Source organism: Polaribacter sp. BAL334, assembly GCF_015767435.1.
Classification (GTDB): domain Bacteria; phylum Bacteroidota; class Bacteroidia; order Flavobacteriales; family Flavobacteriaceae; genus Polaribacter.
Genome location: NZ_JADWOV010000293.1, coordinates 91,635 through 114,076 on the forward strand (window position 1 = coordinate 91,635; position 22,442 = coordinate 114,076).

Annotated in this window: 21 protein-coding genes; 10 read left to right on the top strand and 11 right to left on the bottom strand. The window is 32.6% G+C overall.

Annotated features, from left to right (window positions below; genetic code table 11):
- Nucleotides 1–18: 18 nt before the first annotated feature.
- From IU405_RS09135 to IU405_RS09150, 4 genes are read right to left on the bottom strand one after another with little or no spacing between them, the layout of a single operon-like run.
- A complete protein-coding gene (locus tag IU405_RS09135) occupies nucleotides 19–552 on the bottom strand; it encodes an ORF6N domain-containing protein (protein WP_197438303.1) in 534 nt (177 codons plus the stop codon).
- Between the two features lie 4 nt (nucleotides 553–556).
- Nucleotides 557–1,036: a DUF6036 family nucleotidyltransferase gene (locus IU405_RS09140; RefSeq protein WP_197438304.1), complete on the bottom strand. Its 480-nt coding sequence runs from the start codon at nucleotides 1,034–1,036 to the stop codon at nucleotides 557–559.
- The gene (locus tag IU405_RS09145) at nucleotides 1,014–1,202 is read right to left on the bottom strand and encodes a hypothetical protein (protein WP_197438305.1); all 189 of its coding nucleotides are present in this window, start codon (nucleotides 1,200–1,202) and stop codon (nucleotides 1,014–1,016) included. The genes IU405_RS09140 and IU405_RS09145 overlap by 23 nt, the downstream gene beginning before the upstream one ends.
- A gap of 12 nt (nucleotides 1,203–1,214) precedes the next feature.
- A complete protein-coding gene (locus IU405_RS09150) occupies nucleotides 1,215–3,071 on the bottom strand; it encodes a DNA topoisomerase IV subunit B (protein WP_197438306.1) in 1,857 nt (618 codons plus the stop codon).
- Nucleotides 3,072–3,292: 221 nt separating this feature from the next.
- Here IU405_RS09150 and lysA point away from each other — a divergent pair, with 221 nt between their 5' ends.
- The 4 genes from lysA to IU405_RS09170 all read left to right on the top strand — a co-directional run bounded on the left by lysA (nucleotide 3,293) and on the right by IU405_RS09170 (nucleotide 9,733).
- Nucleotides 3,293–4,531, top strand: a complete 1,239-nt coding sequence (gene lysA / locus IU405_RS09155; protein WP_197438307.1) for a diaminopimelate decarboxylase — start codon at nucleotides 3,293–3,295, stop codon at nucleotides 4,529–4,531.
- A gap of 76 nt (nucleotides 4,532–4,607) precedes the next feature.
- Nucleotides 4,608–5,123, top strand: coding sequence for a GNAT family N-acetyltransferase (locus tag IU405_RS09160; RefSeq protein ID WP_197438308.1), 516 nt, complete (start codon nucleotides 4,608–4,610; stop codon nucleotides 5,121–5,123).
- 78 nt (nucleotides 5,124–5,201) lie between these two features.
- The gene (locus tag IU405_RS09165) at nucleotides 5,202–7,325 is read left to right on the top strand and encodes a Tex family protein (protein ID WP_197438309.1); all 2,124 of its coding nucleotides are present in this window, start codon (nucleotides 5,202–5,204) and stop codon (nucleotides 7,323–7,325) included.
- Nucleotides 7,326–7,393: 68 nt separating this feature from the next.
- Entirely contained in the window at nucleotides 7,394–9,733 is a 2,340-nt protein-coding gene (locus IU405_RS09170; protein WP_197438310.1) for a type IA DNA topoisomerase, read from the top strand.
- Here IU405_RS09170 and IU405_RS09175 read toward each other — a convergent pair.
- From IU405_RS09175 to IU405_RS09185, 3 genes are read right to left on the bottom strand one after another with little or no spacing between them, the layout of a single operon-like run.
- Nucleotides 9,713–9,943 carry a VF530 family DNA-binding protein gene (locus IU405_RS09175; protein WP_197438311.1) on the bottom strand — a complete coding sequence of 77 codons (231 nt, stop codon included), beginning with the start codon at nucleotides 9,941–9,943 and terminating at the stop codon, nucleotides 9,713–9,715. The genes IU405_RS09170 and IU405_RS09175 overlap by 21 nt on opposite strands.
- A 1-nt stretch (nucleotide 9,944) precedes the next feature.
- Complete coding sequence (locus IU405_RS09180) at nucleotides 9,945–10,610, bottom strand: NAD(P)H-binding protein (RefSeq protein ID WP_197438312.1); 666 nt, start codon at nucleotides 10,608–10,610, stop codon at nucleotides 9,945–9,947.
- Nucleotides 10,610–12,229, bottom strand: a complete 1,620-nt coding sequence (locus IU405_RS09185; protein ID WP_197438313.1) for an aminopeptidase P family protein — start codon at nucleotides 12,227–12,229, stop codon at nucleotides 10,610–10,612. Before IU405_RS09185 ends, IU405_RS09180 begins: the two co-directional genes overlap by 1 nt.
- 137 nt (nucleotides 12,230–12,366) lie before the next feature.
- On the opposite strand from IU405_RS09185, the gene gcvT reads away from it, so the two are divergent.
- The 5 genes from gcvT to IU405_RS09210 all read left to right on the top strand — a co-directional run bounded on the left by gcvT (nucleotide 12,367) and on the right by IU405_RS09210 (nucleotide 15,991).
- Nucleotides 12,367–13,452: a glycine cleavage system aminomethyltransferase GcvT gene (gcvT, locus tag IU405_RS09190; RefSeq protein ID WP_197438314.1), complete on the top strand. Its 1,086-nt coding sequence runs from the start codon at nucleotides 12,367–12,369 to the stop codon at nucleotides 13,450–13,452.
- Nucleotides 13,453–13,731: 279 nt separating this feature from the next.
- Nucleotides 13,732–14,511: a carbonic anhydrase gene (locus IU405_RS09195; RefSeq protein WP_197438315.1), complete on the top strand. Its 780-nt coding sequence runs from the start codon at nucleotides 13,732–13,734 to the stop codon at nucleotides 14,509–14,511.
- A 207-nt stretch (nucleotides 14,512–14,718) separates the two neighbouring features.
- A complete protein-coding gene (locus tag IU405_RS09200) occupies nucleotides 14,719–15,210 on the top strand; it encodes a DUF3592 domain-containing protein (protein ID WP_197438316.1) in 492 nt (163 codons plus the stop codon).
- 240 nt (nucleotides 15,211–15,450) lie between these two features.
- Complete coding sequence (locus IU405_RS09205; RefSeq protein WP_197438317.1) at nucleotides 15,451–15,699, top strand: type II toxin-antitoxin system ParD family antitoxin; 249 nt, start codon at nucleotides 15,451–15,453, stop codon at nucleotides 15,697–15,699.
- Entirely contained in the window at nucleotides 15,692–15,991 is a 300-nt protein-coding gene (locus IU405_RS09210; RefSeq protein ID WP_197438318.1) for a type II toxin-antitoxin system RelE/ParE family toxin, read from the top strand. Before IU405_RS09205 ends, IU405_RS09210 begins: the two co-directional genes overlap by 8 nt.
- Nucleotides 15,992–16,174: 183 nt before the next feature.
- Here the strand turns inward: IU405_RS09210 and IU405_RS09215 are convergent, their stop codons facing one another.
- The 4 genes from IU405_RS09215 to dnaB form a co-directional block, all read right to left on the bottom strand.
- Nucleotides 16,175–17,098, bottom strand: a complete 924-nt coding sequence (locus IU405_RS09215) for a 1-phosphofructokinase family hexose kinase (protein ID WP_197438319.1) — start codon at nucleotides 17,096–17,098, stop codon at nucleotides 16,175–16,177.
- A 256-nt stretch (nucleotides 17,099–17,354) separates the two neighbouring features.
- Nucleotides 17,355–18,200, bottom strand: a complete 846-nt coding sequence (locus IU405_RS09220; RefSeq protein ID WP_197438320.1) for a transketolase — start codon at nucleotides 18,198–18,200, stop codon at nucleotides 17,355–17,357.
- Between the two features lie 90 nt (nucleotides 18,201–18,290).
- The gene (locus IU405_RS09225; protein WP_197438342.1) at nucleotides 18,291–19,475 is read right to left on the bottom strand and encodes an asparagine synthetase B; all 1,185 of its coding nucleotides are present in this window, start codon (nucleotides 19,473–19,475) and stop codon (nucleotides 18,291–18,293) included.
- Between the two features lie 142 nt (nucleotides 19,476–19,617).
- Entirely contained in the window at nucleotides 19,618–21,147 is a 1,530-nt protein-coding gene (gene dnaB, locus IU405_RS09230; RefSeq protein WP_197438321.1) for a replicative DNA helicase, read from the bottom strand.
- Nucleotides 21,148–21,233: 86 nt separating this feature from the next.
- Here dnaB and IU405_RS09235 point away from each other — a divergent pair, with 86 nt between their 5' ends.
- Complete coding sequence (locus tag IU405_RS09235) at nucleotides 21,234–22,352, top strand: DUF3810 domain-containing protein (protein WP_231749645.1); 1,119 nt, start codon at nucleotides 21,234–21,236, stop codon at nucleotides 22,350–22,352.
- Nucleotides 22,353–22,442: the final 90 nt, after the last annotated feature.

The window sequence follows — 22,442 nt, forward strand, 5'->3', positions numbered from 1 at the left end:
AAAAATAATTTGTAGAGTTTATGACTTCTTTTTATAACCAATTGTTGGTCTTGGTGTTGGTTGTTGTTTTTTATCAATCAATTCATCTAAATAATGAAACACCAATTCTATATTTTTTGAATGATTGGATAGTTTCTTTTTAATCTCTTCAATTTCCAGTCTAACACTTAAATTATCTTGCAATAATACGCGCATTTTAGTAAAAATTCTGATGATTTTTATATTCACAGCTATGGCTCTTTCACTGTTCAAAACACTTGATAACATGGCAACTCCTTGTTCTGTGAAAACCATTGGAGCGTATCTTAAACCCATTTTATCAGCATTGGAGGTCACAAATTGTGATCTCCAATTTTCAAATTCATTTTTATTGAGTTCAAACATAAAATCTTCTGGAAAACGATTGATATTTCTTTTTACTGATTGTTTTAAAACTCTAGTTTCCACTTGATACAATTCCGCCAAATCTCTATCAATCATCACTTTTTGATTTCGAATCAAATAGATTTTGTTTGAAATAATTTCATCTGGAATGGAAATTTCGTTTGTCATCAGTTTAGGAATTTTTCTTGAACTGTTGTAATTGCTGAACATCCAACAAATCTTTTGGTCTTTGTGCTTTTAATTTACTGTCAATCAAATCGTCAAAAGATAAAACCCTCCATTTTAAAATTCTCTCACCTTCTATAAAAGCTTCTTCACTTTTTTCATAAGCTTCTTCAAAAGTTTTTGTTGATGAAAATTTGGTAATTAATTCTAAATCTAAATCTAATGGAGAAAATTTAACTGAAATATTTTGAAGTTGATTTTTTACTTCTTCAGGAAAATCATCAATTTCATACTCCATTTCGTTAAAAACAGTTACTAAATTTTTTAAATTTTCTTCTGCAGTAGAAATCCAAAAATCTACATCTGCTGAATGCCTCTGATACCCATGAAAATTCACAGCTCCTCCCCCAACCATAATCATCTTTACATTATGTTTGTTAGCTAAAATAATAAATTCATTTATTTTATGCTCCCAAAGATTTTTCATGAATAATTATTTGAAAATTAGTTGATTTTTTTTTCTTCGTAGGAAAATCTTTCAATCTCTCCATCAATCTGTAAAAATGCAAAACCCTTTCAGAAGGTTCTAATTTTAAAAAATTATGCAGTTGCTCTTGATTGCTTTCTTCTTTAGTCTGAAATTTTATTTCCATAATTTCATAGTATTAATTCTCCTCAACAATATCCAATTCCACTTTCAAATTATCAATGATGAATTTTTGTCTATCAGGCGTATTTTTTCCCATATAAAACTCTAACATTTGTTCAATCGACATTTCTTTATCCAACATTACAGGATCTAAACGAATATCATCACCAATAAAATGGACAAATTCATTGGGTGAAATTTCTCCTAATCCTTTAAATCGGGTGATTTCAGCTTTTCCTTTCAATTTTTGAATAGCAGCTTGTTTTTCCTCTTCTGAATAACAATAAATAGTTTCCTTTTTATCACGAACTCTAAAAAGTGGCGTTTCCAAAATATACAAATGACCTTCTTTAATCAATTCTGGAAAAAATTGTAAGAAAAAAGTAATCAATAACAAACGAATGTGCATTCCATCCACATCAGCATCTGTAGCAATCACAATATTGTTATATCGCAAATCTTCTAATCCCTCTTCTATATTTAATGCTGCTTGTAAGAGATTAAATTCCTCATTTTCATATACAATTTTTTTACTCAATCCATACGAATTCAAGGGCTTTCCTTTCAAGCTAAAAACAGCTTGTGTGTTTACATTTCTTGATTTTGTGATGGATCCAGAAGCTGAATCTCCTTCCGTAATAAAAAGTGTTGTGTCTAAATAATGCTCGTGTTTAATATCGCTTAAATGCACTCTACAATCCCGCAATTTTTTATTATGCAAACTGGATTTTTTTGCACGGTCTTTTGCCAATTTCCGAATTCCCGCAAGCTCTTTTCGTTCTCTTTCTGCTTGCATTATTTTTCGCAATAATTTATCAGCAACATCAGGGTTTTTATGCAAATAATTGTCTAGCTGCGTTTTTAAAAAGTCATTGATATAGGTTCTAACGGTTGGTAAATTTCCTCCCATATCTGTAGAACCTAATTTTGTTTTTGTTTGACTTTCAAATACAGGTTCCATTACTTTAATGGCAATTGCAGAAATAATAGATTTTCGAACATCAGAAGCTTCAAAATTCTTCCCGTAAAATTCTTTAATCGTTTTTACAATGGCTTCTCTAAATGCTGCTAAATGTGTACCTCCTTGAGTGGTATTTTGTCCATTTACAAAGGAATGATATTCCTCTGAATATTGTGTTTTACTATGCGTAATGGCAACTTCAATATCTGGTCCTTTCAAATGAATTATTGGATATAACATGTCGTCTTTACTGTTATAATCTTCCAATAAATCTTTCAAACCGTTTTCAGAAAAATACTTTTCTCCGTTGAAAATAATGGTTAATCCTGGATTTAAATAGACATAATTTTTCAACATTTTAGATACATATTCATTTCTGAATTTGTATTTCTTGAAAATAATTTCATCCGGAATAAATGAAACTTTGGTTCCTTTTCTACGAGTTGTTTCTTCTAATAAATCCTGATTTTGTAAATCTCCTTTTGCAAATTCAGCAGAAGCCGATTTTCCATCACGTGTAGATTCTACCCTAAAAAATGAAGAAAGTGCATTGACAGCTTTGGTTCCAACACCATTCAATCCTACTGATTTTTTAAACGCTTTGGAGTCGTATTTTCCTCCAGTATTCATTTTAGAAACCACATCAACTACTTTTCCTAAAGGAATTCCTCGACCAAAATCACGCACAGTTACTTTTTCTCCTTGAATAGAAACTTCAATGGATTTTCCTGAACCCATGACAAATTCATCAATAGAATTGTCAATAACTTCCTTTAATAAAATATAAATTCCATCATCAGCTGAAGAACCATCACCTAATTTTCCAATATACATTCCTGGACGCATCCTGATGTGCTCTTTCCAATCTAATGATCGAATATTATCTTCTGTATATTTTGTTTCTTGACTCATGAAATCTCGTTCGTTTAATCGGTTTTGAAGTACTCGCTAAAATACCATTTACGCATATAAATTTGACAATTATCAACAATTAGTTATTAACAGATTTTCAACGAAATAGAACGCTTTTATTTCTAGTAAAAATCACAATAAATATCAATTTGTTGTATTTTTATACAAATCATGGAAAAACTTACAATTTACGTATTTTTGCGCTTCAAAAAACAACAAAAGTGGAAAGAACGCAACTTTTAGAATTGGCTACAAAATACGGAAGTCCTTTATATGTCTATGATACAGATATCATTGCTTCTCAATTTAACAGATTAACAACGGCTTTTAGTGGTGTTAAAAACTTAAAATTGAATTATGCTGTAAAAGCACTTTCTAATGTCAATATATTACAATTTTTTAAAAATTTAGGGGCTGGTTTGGATACGGTTTCTATTCAAGAAGTGCAACTAAGTTTGACAACTGGTATTGACCCTAAAAGAATTATTTACACACCAAATGGGGTTTCTTTGCAAGAAATTGAAGAAGTTGCCAAATTAGGCGTGCAAATCAATATTGATAATTTATCGATTTTGGAATTGTTTGGACAAAAACATCCTGAAATTCCTGTTTGTGTGCGTATCAATCCACATATTATGGCTGGAGGAAATTCAAAAATTTCTGTAGGTCATATTGATTCTAAATTCGGAATTTCTATCCATCAAGTACCTCATATCAAACGTGTTGTAGAAAACACCAAAATGAATATCAACGGAATTCACATGCACACGGGTTCTGATATTTTGGATATTGATACTTTTTTACGTGCTACAGATATTCTGTTTGATGTTGCAAAACAATTTGACAATATTGATTTCATCGATTTTGGAAGTGGTTTCAAAGTGCCTTACAAACCCAATGATATTTCAACAGATATTGAGCAATTAGGCATTCAATTGAAAGAAAGATTCAATGAATTTTGCACTGAATATGGAAAAGACATTACCTTAATGTTTGAACCAGGTAAATTTTTAGTGTCTGAAGCTGGTTATTTCTTAGCGAAAGTGAATGTTGTAAAACAAACAACTTCCACTGTTTTTGCGCATGTTGATAGTGGTTTTAATCATTTGGTAAGACCTATGATGTATGATGCGTATCACCACATTACGAACATTTCAAATCCTGAAGGAAGAGACCGTTATTATTCGGTTGTAGGATATATTTGTGAAACAGATACGTTTGCTTCCAACAGACGTATTGCCGAAATTTCAGAAGAAGATGTATTGTGTTTTCACAATGCAGGTGCGTATTGTTTTTCAATGGCTTCTAACTACAATTCAAGATATTTGCCAGCTGAAGTGATGGTTGTTGATGGCAAAGATTATTTGATTAGAAAAAGACAGACAATTCAAGATATTTTGCACAATCAAGAAATGGTAAAACTTCCCAAAAAAGAGACCAAACAAACTGTTTCAGCTTAAAATAAAATAGTATTTTTAGCCACGAAATTTCAAGTATTTCATCTGAAATTTCGTGGTTTTTTTATGCAAATACTTTATGAAAATTAGACACGCTACCACTGCTGATATTCCTAGAATCCTTGAAATTATTGAGGATGCAAAAGCATTGCTTCGTTCATTGAACATTGATCAATGGCAAAATGGGTATCCTAACCAAGCACAAATTGAAAATGATATTATCAATAAGGAAAGTTATGTAGTTTTGAATGCTGAAAACCAAATCTTAGCAACGACTATGTTTTCTATAAATGGAGAACCAACTTACAAAATTATTGAAGGAAATTGGTTGATTGATGAAACTAAAAAATACGGAGTCATTCACAGATTGGCTACTGGAAAAGAGTTCAGAAAAAGTGGCATTGCGCAATTTGTTTTTGAACATTTTCATGATTTTCTGAAACAAGAAAACATCCAAAGCTTAAAGATTGACACGCATCAAGACAATCAAGGAATGCAATCTTTGGTAAAAAGATTGGGCTATCAATATTGTGGCATTATTCAGACAAGTTATGGAGACAAACGTTTGGCATTTGAGAAAATAATAGCTCTTTAAAAAAGCAAAAACAAGTATCTTAGCCACCTCATAAAAATGAATTTATGAGGTTTTTTTTATCGAAAATACAGGAACTACATGGAATTAATTTCATACATCACTCAACAAACTAACCTATCAAAACAATCCATTGAAAATACCATTTCTTTATTTAATGAAGATTGTACCATTCCTTTTATATCAAGGTATAGAAAAGAAAAAACAGGTAATTTGGATGAAGTTGAAATTGGTGAAATTCTCAAATATAAAGACACTTTTGAAGCTTTAGAAAAACGTAAAAAAGCGATTTTAAAAGCGTTAGAAGAACAACATTCTTTGACACAAGAATTATCAGAAAAAATAGAAAATGCTGAAGATATTATATCTGTAGAAGATTTGTATTTGCCTTTTAAGAAAAAGCGAAAAACAAAAGCAGAAACTGCACGTTTGCAAGGTTTAGAGCCATTGGCTAAAATGATCATGAGCCAACGAATCAATGATTTGAATGCTACTGCAAAAAAATTCGTAACTAAAGATGTTGAAAATATTGAAATAGCGTTAGAAGGAGCACGTTTTATCATTGCAGAATGGATCAACGAACGCACAGATATTCGAAATATGCTGAGACAGCAAATTGTACGTTTTGCTATTATTTCATCAAAAGTAATTCCAGTAAAAGCTGAGGATAAAAAAGCGTTAAAGTTTAAAGATTATTTTGATTGGAATGAATCGTTGAATACCATTCCTTCGCATCGTTTTTTGGCAATTGTAAGAGCTGAAAATGAAGGATATATTCGTATCAAAATAGCCATAGATGAGGAAATTGCCATTCAAAAAATTACTCGTGTTGTTTTTCGCTCTCAAAATGAATGCACTTCTCATATTCAATCGGCGATTGAAGATGCTTTCAAACGGTTGTTATTTCCTTCATTATCCAATGAAGCGTTGTCATTAGCCAAAGAAAAAGCGGATAATGAAGCCATTGCTGTTTTTTCTAAAAATCTGAAACAGTTGCTTTTAGGAGCACCTTTGGGTGAAAAAAAAGTATTGGCTATTGACCCAGGTTTTAGATCAGGTTGTAAAATTGTATGCCTAAATGCACAAGGAGATTTGGAACATAATGAAACTATTTTTCCTCACGAACCTCAAAAAAAGATGCTTGAAGCCATTAAAAAAATTAGCTTTTTAGTAGATGCTCATAAAATTGAAGCCATTGCCATTGGAAATGGCACAGCATCTAGAGAAACTGAGGATTTTATCAAAAAAATTCAATTCAAAAATTCGGTAGCCGTTTTTGTAGTAAATGAGGCTGGTGCTTCTATTTACTCTGCTTCAAAAATTGCAAGAGACGAATTTCCAACCTATGATGTCACAGTTCGTGGAGCCATATCCATTGGAAGGCGTTTGCAAGATCCGTTGGCTGAATTGGTAAAAATTGACGCAAAATCAATTGGAGTTGGACAATATCAACATGATGTTGATCAAGTAAAATTGAAAAAATCCTTAGATACTGTTGTTGAAAGTTGCGTGAATACTGTGGGTATTACTATCAATACAGCAAGTGAATCATTATTGAGTTATGTTTCTGGAATTGGCCCGAAATTGGCTGAAAATATTGTCAAATATAGGAATGAAAATGGTGCTTTTTCTTCGAGAAATGCGATTAAAAAAGTGCCAAAATTAGGTGCAAAAGCTTTTGAACAAGCTGCTGGATTTTTACGAATCAAAAATCCAAAAAACCCTTTAGACGATTCTGCTGTTCATCCTGAAAATTACGATTTGATTGATAAAATGGCAAAAGAGTTGAACATAAAAGTGGCTGATTTTATTGGAAATAAAACCTTGATTCAAAAAATTCCACTTCAAAATTACACTTCTTTATCAATTGGTTTGCCTACTTTGCAAGATATCATGAAAGAATTGGAAAAACCAGGCGTAGATCCAAGAGAAAAAGCGACTGTATTTTCTTTTGATGCAACTATCAAAACCATTGATGACCTTAGAATTGGTCAAATTTTACCAGGAATTGTGAATAATATTACCAATTTTGGGTGTTTTGTAAATATCGGAATCAAAGAAAGTGGTTTGATTCACGTGTCTAATTTGTCAGATACTTTTGTGAAAGATGTCAATGCTATTGTAAGTTTACAGCAACAGGTTTTTGTAAAAGTTTTGGAAGTTGATGCAGTTAGAAAACGAATTCAATTGGCTTTGGTGAAATAGATTTTCGTTTAATAGATTCCTTTTATTCACATTTATTTTCCTTAATTTCGACCTCCCAAAAAACATCAATGAAAGTCTGTATTGCCGAAAAACCAAGTGTAGCAAGAGAAATTGCCCAAATTTTAGGAGCAAATACCAAACGTGATGGCTATTTTGAAGGAAATGGGTATGCAGTTACGTACACTTTTGGACATTTGTGCACACTTTTAGACCCCAAAGATTACAAACCTCATTGGAAAAATTGGGATTTGAACAATTTACCCATGTTGCCAGAGCGTTTTGATACCAAAGTGACTGATGATGCTGGCATCAGAAAGCAATTCAATATTGTAAAATCCTTGTTTGATAAAGCCGAAGTTGTCATCAATTGTGGGGATGCTGGACAAGAAGGAGAATTGATTCAACGTTGGGTGATGAATCAATGCAATTATAAAGGCGAAGTAAAACGCTTATGGATTTCTTCGTTGACGGAAGAAGCCATTAAAGAGGGATTTCAGAATTTGGTTTCCTCAGAAAAATACGATAATTTGTATTATGCTGGCTATTCAAGAGCGATTGGTGATTGGTTGTTGGGATTGAATGCCACTCGTTTATACACCTTAAAATATGGAGGATATAAACAAGTTTTATCTATAGGACGTGTGCAAACGCCTACTTTGGCAATGCTCGTAAATCGTTATAAAGAAATTACCAATTTCAAACCACAACCTTATTGGGAATTGCAAACGACGTATAGAAATACGCTGTTCAATTATGAAGATGGAAGATTTCAGCATCAAGAAGAAGGAGAAATTTTGGCAAATAAAGTAAAAGAAGCAGATTTTGAAATTGTTTCTGTCATCAAAAAGAAAGGAACAGATTATGCTCCAAAATTGTTTGATTTGACTGGTTTACAAGTGCATTGCAACAATAAATTCGGATTTTCTGCAGATGATACTTTAAAGATTGTTCAGAAATTGTATGAGATGAAAGTAGTCACCTATCCAAGAGTAGATACTACTTTTTTACCCAATGATTTGTACCCAAAAGTGGGTGGAATTTTGTCAAAACTGACGAATTACAGCGAATTAACGCAACCTCTTTTAGGAAAGAAAATTAAAAAAACTACGCGGGTTTTTGATGACAAAAAAGTGACGGATCATCATGCCATTATTCCCACAGGAATTGAGACGAATTTGCCTTACAATCAACAGCAAGTATATGACAGTATCACTCGTAGATTTATCGCTGTTTTTTATCCAGATTCGGAAGTTGCCAACACAGCTGTGATTGGAAAAGTAGCAGATGTTCCTTTTAAAACTACTGGAAAAGAAATCATTACGCAAGGTTGGAGAGTTGTTTTTGAATCAAAAAATAATGATGAGACTCTGAAACAAGTTCAGAGTGACAATAGTCTTTTACCCACATTTATAGAAGGAGAAAAAGGGCCACACGAACCTTCTTTTTTGCAAAAAGAAACCAAACCTCCTAAAAACTATACAGAAGCTAGCTTGTTGCGAGCCATGGAAACTGCAGGAAAACAAGTTGATGATGATGAAATGCGCGAATTAATGAAAGAAAATGGTATTGGCAGACCTTCTACAAGAGCGAGTATTATTGAAACCTTGTTCAAACGAAAATACATTGAACGTCAAAAAAAATTGGTGGTTCCTACACAAACTGGCATTGATTTGATTGATTTGATTGACAATGAATTGCTAAAATCAGCTGAATTAACAGGAAGATGGGAAAAGAATTTGAAAGAAATTGAACGAGGTGAATTCAATGCTGGAACTTTTATCAGTAATATGAAAAAAATGGTAGATGAATTGGTGTATGAAGTTCGCTCAAGTAGTTCAGTAAAACGAATATCATCTGAAGTTGAAAATGATGTAAAACCAGTTTTAAAAGCGAAAGTTTCAACCAAAGAAAGCAAACAAATGGTTGGAAAAAAATGTCCAAAGTGTCAACAAGGAACCCTTTTAAAAGGTTCAAAAGCATTTGGTTGTTCTGAATATAAAAATTCCTGTGATTTCAAAATTCCATTTGAGATTTACGGTAAGAAAGTATCTGAAAATCAATTGATTCGTTTGCTTGATAAAGGTTGCACCACCAATCTCACCGGATTTAAAAAAGGCACAGAAACTGTGGAAGGTTTGCTACGTTTTGATGAAAATTATTTGTTAAAATTAGAACTCAAAAAGGCAACAGTTGTCAAAAAGGAAACAAGTATTCCTGAAAAAATTCCCTGTCCAAAATGCCAAAAAGGAACCATTTTAAAAGGAAAAACCGCTTATGGTTGCTCAGAATATAAAAATGGTTGCGACTTTTTATTTCCTTTTGAAAACATCAAAAAAATTGCCAACGGAAAACCGTTGACGAAAGAATTGGTGTTGGAAATTATTGGTTCATCCCTTTTTATTCGCTAAGGTCTTTAAATACAAGGTTTCTACTTTTGCTCTTTCCCAAGGTGTTGTTCTTAAAAATTTGAGACTCGATTTGTAATTCGGGTTGTTTTGAAAACATTTTATCGGAATGAGTTGACCCAAAGTTTCCCAACCATATTCCAAATACAATTGCTCTAACATCGTCGCTAATTTGATGCCTTGCAATGGATTATTCACTTGTTCTTGACTCATGTTAGTCTCTTGTACTTCCAATGTTTGCTATTTCATCAGAACTAAAAATAACTTGCTTATGATCTGAATTGGCAAGAGTTATCATGAAATTCGCAATCTTTTCTGGAGAAATCATTTTGTATTTTTTGAAGCCACCAATAAACAATGGATTGAGAAGACTCATTGCTACTTTTGCAATTCTTTCTCCCAATCGAAATTCGGTTCTATTTCCACCAATTAACGAAGGACGAAGTATATGCGTTTTCTGAATGTTCAGTGCTAAAATGGCTTGTTCCATCTCCCCTTTTGTTTTGTTGTAAAAAACGGCACTTGATGCATTGGCTCCCATAGCAGAAACCACTATAAAAGAGGGAATTCCGTTTTGTTTTGCCAAGCTTGCTGCCCCTACTGGAATTACGAAATCAATAGCTTTGTATTGCTCTTTTTCATTGGTTTTTGCAGCAGTTGTCCCAATACAACAAAAAACTTCATCTGCAGTAAAATCATCAGAAAAACTTGCTGGATGATGCAAATCAACAATGAATTCAACTATTTTAGAGGACATCACGTTTGATGGACTTCTAGAAAATAGTTTAATAGCTTTGTAATTTGTATCCGCAAGTAGTTTTTGTAATAAAATGCTCCCTGTCAATCCTGTAGCTCCTAAAATAATGGCAGTTTTCCCCATTATTTATCCAAATCAGGCAAAACAAATGCATCCAAAACTGATTTCTTAGTCATCATTTTTTCGATTTCTTCAGTAGTTCTTGGTGCTTCTGCAGATAGATTTATAGGACCATTTTTTGTCACCAAAATATCATCTTCAATTCGGATGCCTATTCCCCACCATTTTTTATCACACGGACTTCCATTTGGAATGTATATTCCAGGTTCCATAGTGACAATCATGTTCTCTTCAAAATTGACATAATTTCCTGGGTCATGCACGTCTAAACCAATGTGATGTGAAGTTCCATGAGGAAAATAATTGTGTCTTTCATCAATCGATTTGATGATTCCTAATTTGAATAATCCTTCATTGATGATTTTTCTGGCAGCTTGATTTGGTGCTTGCATACTACTTCCAATCGTGTATAAAGCAATCCCAGCTTCTTGCGCATTGTAAACCAAATCATAAATGGCTTTTTGTTCGGGAGTGAATTTTCCATTTGCAGGAATGGTTCTAGTCACATCCGCCGTAAAACCTCTGTATTCTGCTCCTAAATCCATCAAAACCAAGTCATTCCCCACTTTTGTTTGATTGTTTTCAACATAATGCAAAATACAACCATTGTTTCCAGCACCAACAATAGAAGGATATCCTTCATATTCTGCCCCATATTTTTTATACACAAACTCGTGAATTCCTTGCAATTCTGTTTCTGATAGATGAGGCTTCATGGCTTTCATCACTTCAATTTGACCAATGGCAGAAATACGCACCGCTTTTGTAATCAATTTTATTTCAGCTTCTGTTTTAATTTCACGCATGGTTGCTAAGTTTGTTTCCAAAAAAGCAAGGTCAATATTCGTTTTTGGTTTCAATGCCAACGAGATTTTTTGCTTGATATCTTTACGCATCTCATTCGTTTTAGCAGTCTTAAACTGTTTGATGAGTTCGTCATTCTTAATATCCTCAAATTGAGAAGATAACCTATCGATAATATCAATTACATTTGCACTGCTTTCCACAGGTGTTTCTGCAATATTTGAATACACATATTCTTTGGGTCTTGACAAGAAAATATCAGGATTGTAGCCAGCTTTTTGCTTGAAACTTTTCACCAAATCAAACACGTCAGCTGCATCACTCAAATTGCGGTAGTCATCATTGAATTTCTCAATGAAAACTTTGTCAAACTTTTTAAAATCAATTGCATCTGCTAAAAAATCTTCTCCATTTTTAGCAACTTCAAAACCCAATTCTGATTTTGCGCCTTCTATTCCTAAGCGTTTTCCATTCCATTGCTCTGCTCTTGGGTCACGTTTTTGAACATATAAAATTTCATTGTACGAATTTCCTTTTTCATCTTTTTGATTTTCTGAAAACAACACCAAAACCGCATTTGGTTCTTTGTAACCAGTTAAATAATAAAAGTTTGGGTCTTGATGAAAGATAAAATCCACATCATTTGCTCTGTTTCTTATTGGGTTTGCAAAAACAACTGCCACTGAATTTTTAGGCATGTTAGATCGTAAAATATCACGTCTGTTTTTATGAAATTCTTTGGATAAATAATCTGTAGGTGTTTGTGAAAAACTGCAAAAAGTGATGAAAATCAATACGATGGAAAGAATGTTACGCATATTTATAAAATATTTTTTTGATTGGATTTCCAAATGTACTATTATTTCTATGTTGACGATAAAAATTAACAAAATATTATTGACTCGTTTTCGTGTAAAATTCAATAATTTAGCCAAAAATTTAAGAATTCTATACAATGAAAAATATTGCATTACACGAAGTTCATGAAGCTTTAGGCGCAAAAATGGTTCCTTTTGCAGGTTTTAACATGCCTGTTCAATATGAAGGCGTAACAATAGAACATCACACAGTTCGTGAATCTGTGGGTGTTTTTGACGTGAGTCATATGGGTGAATTTTTGGTGGAAGGTGAAAATGCGTTGGCTTTGATTCAAAAAGTAACGTCAAATGACGCTTCAAAATTGGCTATTGGTGATGCACAATACAGCTGTTTTCCTAATGAAAATGGAGGAATTGTAGATGATTTGATTTGCTATAGAATCAAAGAAAATACCTATTTGCTGGTTGTAAATGCTTCCAATATTGACAAAGATTGGGCATGGATTTCTAAATATAATACAAGTTTTGGTGCTACGTTGCGCAATCTTTCTGATGACTATTCTTTGTTGGCTATTCAAGGACCAAAAGCTGTGGAAGCTATGCAATCGTTATCTTCTTTGGATTTAGCAGCCATCCCTTTTTACAAATTCAAAGTGGGGGATTTTGCAGGAATTGACTATGTAATCATCTCAGCAACAGGTTATACTGGTGCAGGAGGATTTGAAATCTATTGTAAAAACAGCGAGGTAAAACAAATTTGGGATGCCGTTTTTGAAGCTGGAAAATCTTATGGAATCAAACCTATTGGATTGGCTGCCAGAGATACTTTGCGCACAGAAATGGGCTATTGCTTATACGGAAATGATATTGACGACACCACCTCTCCTATTGAAGCAGGTTTGGGTTGGATTACCAAATTCACAAAAGATTTTGTGAATCACGAAGCATTGGCCAAACAAAAAGAAGACAAACCAACACGCAAATTGGTTGCATTTGAAATGGTTGAAAAAAGCATTCCAAGACACGATTACGAAATTTTAGATGCAAACGGCACTGTGATTGGAAAAGTAACTTCAGGAACGATGAGCCCAAGTTTGGGAAAAGGTATTGGAATGGGGTATGTTTCCTCGGAGTTTGTAAGTCTTGGGACTGAAATCTTTGTACAAATCAGAAAAAATGCCATGCCTGCGATTGTGGTAAAATTGCCTTTTTATAAAAGATAATTTTAGCAGTTTAACCTGTTAGGTGTCATTGAATTTAAAAATGAACTTGCCACGAATTCACAGATTTTTTACAAACATGAATCCTATAAATTTGAATTTTCATCAAAGATGAAAACAATTTTTGTAATGAAATATTTAGAATTGGTGAATCCGTGGCGAAAAAAAATCTATTTTACTTTCCAATAAAATATTTTCATTCAAAAAGTTAAAACCTAACAATTATCAGTTTTTTAATTGTGGAGAGTTGTTACTTTTGGCAGCATCAAACAACTCAACCCAATGAAAGCTTTTCATATCATCCCTTTAACGCTCTCGTTCATTATTGTATTTTCATGCAAACATTCTGAAACTCCTTCAAATCCTACCACTCACGAAAAACATTGGAGTTACTCAGGAGAAACCTCTCCAGAACATTGGATTGAGATAGAAAGGAACTCAGATTGCGATGGTAAAAGTCAATCTCCTATCAATATCATTCATAAAGATGCACAACTTTCAGAAGTAGCAAAAGAGTTACTGATTCAGTATTCACCCACAACTTTGGTGAATAAAGTAGAAAATAATGGGCATTCTATTCAGTTTGATTTTGAATATGGAGATTCTATTTTCTATAAAAATGAGACTTTTTTCCTCAAACAAATTCACTTTCATGAACCCTCAGAACATAAAATAAATGGGGTGATTTATCCTATTGAAATGCATTTGGTTCATGTAAGCAAAACAAATAAAATTACAGTGTTGAGAATTTTGGGAGAAGAAGGAGAAGAAAGTGAACTTTTTGAATTTCTTGAAAGCTTTTTACCATTAAAAAATGGGAATTCAAAAACGATTCATCAAAAATTAGATCTTTCCAGTCTGTTTAAAAATGGGAAATCTTACTATTCGTATGAAGGTTCATTGACAACGCCCCCTTGTTCAGAAGGTGTGCATTGGGTGGTGTTTAAAACTCCCATCATTTTGTCGGAAGCCGAAGTTTTAAAACTCCAAAGCAATATGCCTGTCAACAATTACCGAAATCAACAAGCGTTGAATAATCGAATTGTAACATATCATCGATAGCTTTTTGTGAACCACTAAATTCGATATTTGTCAATCCACCAAATCATTTTACTACAAGTGTTTTTGGTTGAATTTACAATGATAAATAGTTTGTATTAAAATAAAATAGTATTTTAGCAAAGGCGAAAAGTTTTTTTAAAAACCAAAAAAAAGTTACATAAATCTGCGCCTATTAAATAGTTGGCTATAATATAAGAAACGAAAAAAATGGAAAAGATAGGATTGATATTTGGATTACTATTTATATTATTAGGATTGATTTTTTTGACTTTAACATTGATTAATTTATACTTTAATGATAAAATAAAAGATTGGCAATCTTTAAACGCAAAAGTTTTGAAATCAAGTTTGACTGAAAAAAAAGAAGAATTTAATATTGATACAGATATTTATAGCAGTTCAACAAGAATAACGTACGAACAAAAAATTGAGTTTGAATATGACTATGATGGTGAAAAATATAAATCTGATAAAATCTATTATTTAGAATTCAATGAGTGGTTTTTGACTAATAATCAGAAAAAAGAACTATCTAAGAATTACTACAAAGATAAACGGATAAATATTTATCTAAACCCTAAAGATAAGTGCAAAGCATTTTTGATTGATGAATTTCCGATAAATAAATTAATAATATATATGACTATTACTTTTATCGCTGGATTATTTTTTCTTTTACAAGAATGGAATTATTTTTAGAATAAAACTGAAATAAATACTATAGCCAACAAAGACGTGTATAAAAAATTGCTATTTTTAGCTAACTCAAAAGTTGTTGCTTGTTTGCCAGCTTCCGATTTTCCTTCGGAAAATCCTCGTGGATTAATCCGCAACAAAACTATAGCCTAGTAAGTTAACTGCAATTTTATTTCCTAGAAAAAATAAATTTTTCTTTTATTGTTACCAAATTTTGGTAACTTTACAAAAAATAAGAAGATTATGGGACGTAATACATCAGTTTCACTTGGCAACTATTTTGAAAATTTTGTCGATAATAGAGTTTCTGAAGGCAGATTCAAAAATGCTAGCGAAGTTATTCGCGCAGGTTTAAGATTATTGGAAGAAGAAGAGAGCAAAATAATTGCTCTTAAGAATGCTATCAATGAAGGAATTGAAAGTGGAATAGCAAAAGACTTTGATCCTAAAAAACATCTTGAATCATTGAAAGCTAAAAAAAGAAATGGCTAACTATTATTTAACCAACAAAGCAGTAGACGATTTAACTAAGATTTGGGAGTATACTTACGAAGTTTGGTCTGAAAATCAAGCTGACAAATACTATACGGAATTACTTGAAGCTTGTCAAATATTGGATGAAAATCAAGATTACGGAAAAAACTATGAAGAAATTAGTACAGAAATTTTTGGTTACAAATCTGGTCAACACTTGATATTTTATAGAAAACAAAGCGAGAAAGAAATTGAAATTACAAGATTCTTACATTCTCGTATGGACTTGAAAAATAGAATTCAAGAATAAAAACAACAGCCAACATCATCTAGCGTCAATAGCGAGGTCACAGCTATCAGGAAAATATGATGTTGAAATAAAATTTTGGTTATATTTCTTTGAAATCGATGTCGCATTCTATGATAAAAGACAAACAAATAATCACATTCCCCACAATTCTATGAAACCAAAAGTTAGGTGTAAAACTGCCATTTAGTCCAACTCATTTAAAATTTTAAAAACGTTTTCAGTGTCAAATAAAGCAGTTCCTTCTGCCATTGTTGTTGCTGAACCACAAGCAATGCCCATACGCAAAAGGTCTTTCATACTACTGTTGTTTATCAAAGCATACACCATACCTGCTACCATGCTATCTCCTGCTCCTACAGTACTTTTTACCTTTACTAATGGTGCAGGCTGATGAATTTTTCCGTTTTTATAAAACAGGGTTGCTCCAGAAGCGCCCAAAGAAACCACAACAATTTCAGCAGCGCCCTTGTTTATTAGTTCTTTTGCTGCAGCTTCCATGGTTTGTAGGTTTAATTCATTGTTACCAGTAAGTGTTGCCAATTCGCCAATATTTGGTTTGATGAGAAAAACTCCTTCTTGAACGGCAACCTCTAATGATTCACCTGAAGTATCAATAATAACTTTACTGTTTTTATGCTTACAAATTTGAATGATCTCTTTTATAAATTGAGCATTCAATCCATCAGGTAGGCTTCCGCTAATTACTGAAATCTTTGGAAAATCGGTGATGGATTCTAATGTTTTTAATAATGCTTTTTGCTCAGATTCAGTGCAAGATAGACCTGGAAAACCGAATCTGAACTGTTGCTGATTCAAGCTGTCAACCACAATGAAGTTTTCTCGTGTTTCATTTTCAACAGGAAAGGGCATTGTTTGTAAATTTTCATTTTGAAGAAGTGTTTCCAATAATTTTCCTGTTCTACCTCCAGATATAAATAAAGTGAGAGCCTCTACTTTAAGTCTTTTGAGTGCTCGCGAAACATTAATACCACCACCTCCTGGTTCGTATTTTGGGATGTTGCAACGCAATTTTTTTTCTGGAACGATGCCTTTTACAGAAGTGCTTTTATCTACACAAGGATTGATGGTTATCGTTAATGCCTTCATAGTATACTCATTATGATTTATGAATTTTTATTATTTTGAAACTTTTACCCTGTTATCCCGGATTTAAGATTCAAATTCATCTTGTTTTAAGTTGCCAAAATATGAATCCATAGGATTCAAATAGCTAAAGATTTTTTTTGTAAAGCGTATTTGATACCAAAAGGGTCGCACCAATCAATCCATAACCACTGTGCAAAAAATGTACAAACCCTTGTGGGATTGATTGGTGGTTTTATTTAAAAAGATTATGAAGTAATTAATAATCCCCCAACGTTGCAGGATTTTGCGCCAAAGCACTTTCTAATTGTGCGTCATTGGGAGCTTTTCCATGCCAAGCATGCGTATGCATCATAAAATCAACGCCATTTCCCATTTCTGTGTACAATAAAATACACACAGGTTTTCCTTTTCCTGTCATTGATTTTGCCGTTTTTAATCCTGATAAAATGGCTTCAATATCATTCCCTTTTTTTACCTCTAAAACTTCCCAACCAAAAGCTTCAAATTTTGCTTTCAAACTTCCCATTGGCAACACTTCGTCAGTAGCACCATCAATTTGTTTTCCATTTACATCAATGGTAGCAATGATATTATCTACTTTTTTTGCATATGCATACATGATTGCTTCCCAATTTTGTCCTTCTTGCAATTCTCCATCACCATGCAAAGAATACACCAATTTAGAATCCTTATTCAACTTTTTTGCTTGAGCAGCTCCCAAAGCAACAGACAATCCTTGACCTAATGAACCTGAAGCAATTCTGATTCCTGGCAAACCTTCATGCGTTGTTGGGTGACCTTGTAAACGAGAATCTATGTGTCTGAAAGTAGCCAATTCTGATACAGGAAAAAATCCACTATGAGCTAAAACGCTATAATAAACTGGAGAAATATGACCATTTGAAAGGAAAAAAACATCTTCATTGATTCCATCCATAGTGAAATCTGTGGAATATTCCATCACTTCTTGATACAAACAAGTGAAAAATTCAGCACATCCTAAGGAACCTCCAGGATGACCTGAATTGACTGCATGTACCATACGTAAAATATCTCTTCGAACTTGTTGTGTAAAATCTTGTAATTGTTGAGTTGTTGGCATTTGAATGATTTAAATGATTGCAAAAATACAAAACAAGGTTAATTAATAAGTCAAATATGAAATAATTATCTGCGATTTATCAACAGAAAATTAGGTTTTCTGTTTTTGCTTTTTAGCGGCTGGAAATAATACATTATTTAATATCAATCGATAACCTGGAGAATTGGGATGCAAGTCTAATTCCGTTTTAGGATCTCCCACTCTGTGGGTATAATCTTCAGGATCATGCCCACCATAAAAGGTAAATAAACCTTTCCCTTTTGTACCATGAATGTAACGTGCTTCTCTGTTTACCGTATTTTCACCTAAAATTAATAGGTTTGTTTTCACGGTATTTCTATCAAATGAAGTGGTTTGTCCCATGAATCCTTTCACCAAAACAGTGTGATTTTGTGTCAACATTGTAGGAATTGGATCCCATTTTGCTGAAAATTCTATCAATGAAAAATAATCAGACGTTTTAGGAATATTTCTTTTGTTAGTCATATCAATGGAAGAAAATTCATAAACACTGGGATTTTTTTCTAATAAGAAATCTTTAAACGCAAAGGTTTTATTGTAATCAATTTTTGATTGATAATTGATGTCTGATGCATCATCATCAAACATGGCTTCAGCAATATCAACACCTTCAGCCGCCAATGCAATATCAAAACTATCTGTGGCTGAGCACATGGCAAACATAAATCCTCCTCCAATTACATAATCTCTAATTTTTTTTGCAACTGCTAATTTTTCATCAGAAACTTTGGAAAAACCCAATTCTTTTGCCAGTTTTTCAGCTTCTTGTTTTTGCTGAATATACCAAGGAGCAGTCCTAAAAGAACCATAAAATTTACCATATTGACCTGTAAAATCCTCATGATGCAAATGCAACCATTCGTATAAGAGCAATTTATCAGCTAAAATTTCTTTGTCATAAATTACATCAAAAGGAATTTCTGCATACGACAAAACCATGGTAACTGCATCATCCCAAGGCATTTTATCTTTGGGAGAATAGACTGCTATTTTGGGAGCTTTTTCTAATGTTACAGCTTCTTTATTTGAAGATGGAGCACTGATTTCTTCTAAAATGAGTTGTGATTTTGCATCAGAAATGATTTCATAAGAAACGCCTCTGATTTTACATTCATTTTCTATGGCTTTGTTATTTTCAATCAAAAAAGCACCACCATCATGATTTAGTAACCATTTGGCTTTCAATCCATTTTGAAGCGAAAAGTAAACAATTCCGTACGCCTTTAAATGATTTTTTTGATTGTCATGATTCATGGGCACATATATAAATGATGCCAACAGTGAATTTGAAATCAACAGGAATAAACAAAAAGCAAGTACATTTTTCATATGAAAATAAAAATACACAATTAACAAGAGGTAATTGTGTATTTGAATTAATTTTTTAAAAATTTAACTAAAAAGGAACGTCATCTTCGTCAACTCCAAAAGCTTCACTTGATTGAATTCTTTTGTCAGGTGAGATATTTTCAAAAGGATTGGAATTCATACTCGATTGAAATTTAGAACCAACTCCTTCTTCCAAATCTGAGAATTTTGCCAAATGTCCCGTAAATTTCAAACGGATATTATCCAAACCACCATTTCTGTGTTTTGCCACAATAAATTCTCCTTGACCTTCACATGGAGAACGCTCATCATCATCCCATTCTGTCATTCCATAATATTCGGGTCTATAGATAAAACTCACAATATCAGCATCTTGCTCAATGGCTCCAGATTCACGTAAGTCAGATAACAAAGGTCTTTTGCTTCCTGCACTTCTAGTTTCAACAGCACGTGACAACTGCGAAAGTGCAATTACTGGAACTTCCAATTCTTTTGCCAAAGCTTTTAAATTTCGAGAAATGGTAGAAATTTCTTGCTCTCTGTTTCCAACTCCTTTATTATTATTTCCTCCTGCTGTCATCAATTGTAAATAATCAATAATGATAATTTTTACACCATGTTGCGAAACCAATCTTCGCGCTTTTGCACGCAAATCAAAAATAGATAATGAAGGTGTATCATCAATATAAATGGGTGCATCTGACAAGCTTTTTACTTTGTAATTCAGCAATTCCCAATCATGTAATGCCAAATTACCTTTACGTAGTTTTTCTGATGGCAAACCAGTTTCTGATGAAATCATACGTGTAATTAGCTGAACTGAAGACATTTCCAACGAAAATACGGCTACTGCATGATTGAAATCAATCGCCATGTTTTTTGCCATCGAAATGACAAATGCTGTTTTTCCCATACCTGGTCTTGCAGCAATAATGATCAAATCTGAAGGTTGCCAACCTGAAGTTAAGGCGTCTAATTTTGTAAATCCAGATGCCAAACCAGACATTCCTTCTTTATTTCCAATTTCTTGAATTTTTTTCAAGGCTTGTTTCACTAACGAACCAGCATCTTCTGAACTTTTCTTTAAATTTCCTTGCGTAACTTCAAACAATTTTGCTTCTGCACTGTCTAATAAATCAAAAACATCCGTCGTTTCATCATACGAACTTTCGATAATTTCTGATGAAATAGAGATTAATTTTCGTTGAATGTATTTTTGAAGTATTATACGTGCATGAAACTCAATATGCGCAGAAGAAGCTACTTTTTGTGTTAAACGAATCAAGTAAAAATCTCCTCCAGCCAAGTCTAATTTTCCTTTCTTTTTAAGCAAACTAGAGACTGTCAATAAGTCAATTGGTTGCGAATTTTGAAACAATTCATAAATCGCAGCATAAATTTCTTGATGTCTAATCTCGTAAAAAGCATCAGAATGCAAGATATCAATGACATCATCAATTCCTTTTTTATCAATCATCATAGCTCCCAAAACAGCTTCTTCTAAATCAATAGCTTGTGGTGGGATTTTGCCTTTTTCAAGACTAATTACCCTACTTTTATCTGTTTTTTTTTCTATAAGTGCATTCGTGTTTTCCATAAAACAAATGTAATTTTTTTAGTTTTTAAACTCCTGATTTTTTTTGTTTAATTTCTGAACAATTCGTCAAAAAAATTGTTATTAAGTTGTTAACAACTCTTCAACTTGATATTCTATTTCCTACATTTACGACCATGAAATGGCATCAAAAACATCTATTTTTAGCGGTATTATTACCTGTGCAATACCTCCTAATTCAGTTAGTTTCTAGCAATCCTGAATGGATAGAAAAGTATTATGCAACAGGATTTTATCCTTATATTTCTAAGTTTTTGAGACTGATTTTTGGATGGATTCCTTTTTCATTTGGAGATATTGTGCTGTTTTTTTTGATCCTATTATTTGTTCGTTTTTTGTTTTTATTGATTTGGACAAAATTCAAGAATTTTAAATATAAAATAGTCCATTTTTTCGATATCATTTCTATTCTCTATGGTTGTTTTTATCTTTTTTGGGGACTGAATTATTATAGAGAACCTTTGTCAAAAAATTTGGGTTTTGAACAAAAAAAATACACCACTGATGAATTAGTTTCCTTAACAACACATATTATTCAACAGCTAAATTCAGCACAAATCAGCATCACAAAAAATGATTCTTTGAAAGTAGAAAATCCTTACAATCAGAAAGAAATGTATGAAATTGCTGTAGAAAGTTATCAAAATTTAGCACATACATATCCTCAATTTCAGTACGCATTTCCATCCATAAAAAGTTCTTTGATGAGTTTGATACAATCTTACAATGGGACTTCAGGCTATTTCAATCCTTTGACTGGAGAAGCGCAAGTAAATGCAAGAATTCCGAAAACAAGTTATCCAACAACTACGTGTCATGAAATGGCGCATCAATTGGGATTTGCAGCTGAAAATGAAGCAAATTTCATAGGTTTTTTGGCTGCAAATTCAAGTAATGACGTTTATTTTACGTATGCAAGTTACAGAATGGCTTTTGGATATTGCATTGCTGAATTGAGAAAAAGAGATGCAGAAAAATTCACTTTTTTGATGAAAACTGTCAATGTTGGAATTCTTAAAGATTTCAAAGAGAGTTTTGATTTTTGGGAACAGTATCAAAATCCTTTTGAACCTTATATCAAAAAAGGGTATGATGCTTATTTGAAAGCAAATAACCAACAAAAAGGGGTTGATTCTTACAATTATGTGGTGGATTTGTTGATTTCTTATTTTGAAGTGAAGGCGTAACTTTTTTTGACACGAATTCACGAATCACTTATTATATCATATTCAATATCAATTCTTTAAGAATTTTACAGTGTTGCTTATTTTCTTAAA

What these genes read in the sequence shown, in the direction of transcription:
- IU405_RS09135 (WP_197438303.1), bottom strand. Translation starts at nt 552, where the DNA reads ATGACAAACGAAATTTCCATTCCAGATGAAATTATTTCAAACAAAATC.
- IU405_RS09140 (WP_197438304.1), bottom strand. Translation starts at nt 1,036, where the DNA reads ATGAAAAATCTTTGGGAGCATAAAATAAATGAATTTATTATTTTAGCT.
- IU405_RS09145 (WP_197438305.1), bottom strand. Translation starts at nt 1,202, where the DNA reads ATGGAAATAAAATTTCAGACTAAAGAAGAAAGCAATCAAGAGCAACTG.
- IU405_RS09150 (WP_197438306.1), bottom strand. Translation starts at nt 3,071, where the DNA reads ATGAGTCAAGAAACAAAATATACAGAAGATAATATTCGATCATTAGAT.
- IU405_RS09160 (WP_197438308.1), top strand. Translation starts at nt 4,608, where the DNA reads ATGAAAATTAGACACGCTACCACTGCTGATATTCCTAGAATCCTTGAA.
- IU405_RS09165 (WP_197438309.1), top strand. Translation starts at nt 5,202, where the DNA reads ATGGAATTAATTTCATACATCACTCAACAAACTAACCTATCAAAACAA.
- IU405_RS09170 (WP_197438310.1), top strand. Translation starts at nt 7,394, where the DNA reads ATGAAAGTCTGTATTGCCGAAAAACCAAGTGTAGCAAGAGAAATTGCC.
- IU405_RS09175 (WP_197438311.1), bottom strand. Translation starts at nt 9,943, where the DNA reads ATGAGTCAAGAACAAGTGAATAATCCATTGCAAGGCATCAAATTAGCG.
- IU405_RS09180 (WP_197438312.1), bottom strand. Translation starts at nt 10,610, where the DNA reads ATGGGGAAAACTGCCATTATTTTAGGAGCTACAGGATTGACAGGGAGC.
- IU405_RS09185 (WP_197438313.1), bottom strand. Translation starts at nt 12,229, where the DNA reads ATGCGTAACATTCTTTCCATCGTATTGATTTTCATCACTTTTTGCAGT.
- gcvT (WP_197438314.1), top strand. Translation starts at nt 12,367, where the DNA reads ATGAAAAATATTGCATTACACGAAGTTCATGAAGCTTTAGGCGCAAAA.
- IU405_RS09195 (WP_197438315.1), top strand. Translation starts at nt 13,732, where the DNA reads ATGAAAGCTTTTCATATCATCCCTTTAACGCTCTCGTTCATTATTGTA.
- IU405_RS09200 (WP_197438316.1), top strand. Translation starts at nt 14,719, where the DNA reads ATGGAAAAGATAGGATTGATATTTGGATTACTATTTATATTATTAGGA.
- IU405_RS09205 (WP_197438317.1), top strand. Translation starts at nt 15,451, where the DNA reads ATGGGACGTAATACATCAGTTTCACTTGGCAACTATTTTGAAAATTTT.
- IU405_RS09210 (WP_197438318.1), top strand. Translation starts at nt 15,692, where the DNA reads ATGGCTAACTATTATTTAACCAACAAAGCAGTAGACGATTTAACTAAG.
- IU405_RS09215 (WP_197438319.1), bottom strand. Translation starts at nt 17,098, where the DNA reads ATGAAGGCATTAACGATAACCATCAATCCTTGTGTAGATAAAAGCACT.
- IU405_RS09220 (WP_197438320.1), bottom strand. Translation starts at nt 18,200, where the DNA reads ATGCCAACAACTCAACAATTACAAGATTTTACACAACAAGTTCGAAGA.
- IU405_RS09225 (WP_197438342.1), bottom strand. Translation starts at nt 19,475, where the DNA reads ATGAATCATGACAATCAAAAAAATCATTTAAAGGCGTACGGAATTGTT.
- dnaB (WP_197438321.1), bottom strand. Translation starts at nt 21,147, where the DNA reads ATGGAAAACACGAATGCACTTATAGAAAAAAAAACAGATAAAAGTAGG.